This window comes from Natrialba sp. PRR66 (assembly GCF_034808065.1).
In the GTDB taxonomy this organism is placed as follows: Archaea; Halobacteriota; Halobacteria; order Halobacteriales; family Natrialbaceae; genus Natrialba; species Natrialba aegyptia.
The window spans coordinates 1-253 of sequence record NZ_JAXHGN010000193.1; the positions used below are offsets into that span (position 1 = coordinate 1).

Here is a 253-nt window from a genome sequence, read left to right on the forward strand (position 1 = left end):
CCGACGACCACCGCCGGCGACCCGACGAGGAGACCGGCAGTCGCGATGATGGCGCTGAAGAAGATCATCGCCACGAACGACGTCGGGTCCCGGCTCATGTCCTGGGCCTTCGATTTGAGTTCCGGTCGCGTCAGCGGGTCGAAATCGGAGGCGAACCGGTCCTGCAGTTCCTCGGAGTGGGGTGTCGTCGCAGTCTCCGCGTTGCCGAGGACGGTGTACCCGTCTTCGGGGAAGCCGGCCTGCTCCAGCGTGT

At 66.4% G+C, this 253-nt stretch carries 1 pseudogene; it reads right to left on the reverse strand.

Annotation, left to right across the window (positions count from 1 at the left end):
* A pseudogene (locus SM755_RS23955) lies at positions 1–253 on the reverse strand (DUF389 domain-containing protein); the annotation flags it as partial.